A 1,770-nucleotide genomic window follows, 5' to 3' on the forward strand; every position below is an offset into this window, starting at 1 on the left:
ACCTCTCAAAACTAAACAAAGTTTCAACAAGATGTGTAGGTTCCGTTTTATTCCTTAGAAAGGAGGTGATCCAGCCGCAGGTTCTCCTACGGCTACCTTGTTACGACTTCACCCTAATCATCTGTCCCACCTTAGGCGGCTGGCTCCTAAAAGGTTACCCCACCGACTTTGGGTGTTACAAACTCTCATGGTGTGACGGGCGGTGTGTACAAGGCCCGGGAACGTATTCACCGCGGCATGCTGATCCGCGATTACTAGCGATTCCGACTTCGTGTAGGCGAGTTGCAGCCTACAGTCCGAACTGAGAACGGCTTTAAGAGATTAGCTTACCCTCGCGAGTTCGCAACTCGTTGTACCGTCCATTGTAGCACGTGTGTAGCCCAGGTCATAAGGGGCATGATGATTTGACGTCGTCCCCACCTTCCTCCGGTTTGTCACCGGCAGTCTCACCAGAGTGCCCAACTGAATGCTGGCAACTGATAATAAGGGTTGCGCTCGTTGCGGGACTTAACCCAACATCTCACGACACGAGCTGACGACAACCATGCACCACCTGTCTTAGCGTCCCCGAAGGGAACGTCTCATCTCTGAGATTGGCGCTAGATGTCAAGACCTGGTAAGGTTCTTCGCGTTGCTTCGAATTAAACCACATGCTCCACCGCTTGTGCGGGCCCCCGTCAATTCCTTTGAGTTTCAACCTTGCGGTCGTACTCCCCAGGCGGAATGCTTAATGCGTTAGCTGCGGCACTGAAGGGCGGAAACCCTCCAACACCTAGCATTCATCGTTTACGGCATGGACTACCAGGGTATCTAATCCTGTTCGCTACCCATGCTTTCGAGCCTCAGCGTCAGTTACAGACCAGACAGCCGCCTTCGCCACTGGTGTTCTTCCATATATCTACGCATTTCACCGCTACACATGGAGTTCCACTGTCCTCTTCTGCACTCAAGTTTCCCAGTTTCCGATGCACTTCTTCGGTTAAGCCGAAGGCTTTCACATCAGACTTAAAAAACCGCCTGCGCTCGCTTTACGCCCAATAAATCCGGATAACGCTTGCCACCTACGTATTACCGCGGCTGCTGGCACGTAGTTAGCCGTGGCTTTCTGGTTGGATACCGTCACTACATGATCAGTTACTATCACATACGTTCTTCTCCAACAACAGAGTTTTACGAGCCGAAACCCTTCTTCACTCACGCGGTGTTGCTCCATCAGACTTTCGTCCATTGTGGAAGATTCCCTACTGCTGCCTCCCGTAGGAGTATGGGCCGTGTCTCAGTCCCATTGTGGCCGATCAACCTCTCAGTTCGGCTACGTATCATCGTCTTGGTAAGCCTTTACCTTACCAACTAACTAATACGCCGCGGATCCATCCAAAAGTGATAGCACAAGGCCATCTTTTAAATCAAAACCATGTGGTTTTGACTTTTATGCGGTATTAGCATCTGTTTCCAAATGTTATCCCCCACTTCTGGGCAGGTTATCCACGTGTTACTCACCCGTCCGCCACTCATTCAAATGTTTTATCAATCTAGTGCAAGCACCTTCAATCAAAAACGAGAATGCGTTCGACTTGCATGTATTAGGCACACCGCCAGCGTTCATCCTGAGCCAGGATCAAACTCTCATATATAATGAAAAGCTTGTTAGCTCTTTATTTGTTTTTGTTACTTAAAGCGAATTGACTTCGCAAATGTTTCTTGCCTTAAACCCGAAGGTTTAAGGACCCTACACATTTGATTTGTCGAAACTTTGTTCAGTTTTCAAAG

At 49.2% G+C, this 1,770-nt stretch carries 1 rRNA gene; it reads right to left on the minus strand.

Annotated elements, in window-relative coordinates:
- Nucleotides 1-58 precede the first annotated feature (58 nt).
- A 16S ribosomal RNA gene (locus FFM51_RS08635) occupies nucleotides 59-1,634 on the minus strand.
- Nucleotides 1,635-1,770: the final 136 nt, after the last annotated feature.

Source organism: Paucilactobacillus kaifaensis (genome assembly GCF_005405145.1).
GTDB lineage: Bacteria > Bacillota > Bacilli > Lactobacillales > Lactobacillaceae > Paucilactobacillus > Paucilactobacillus kaifaensis.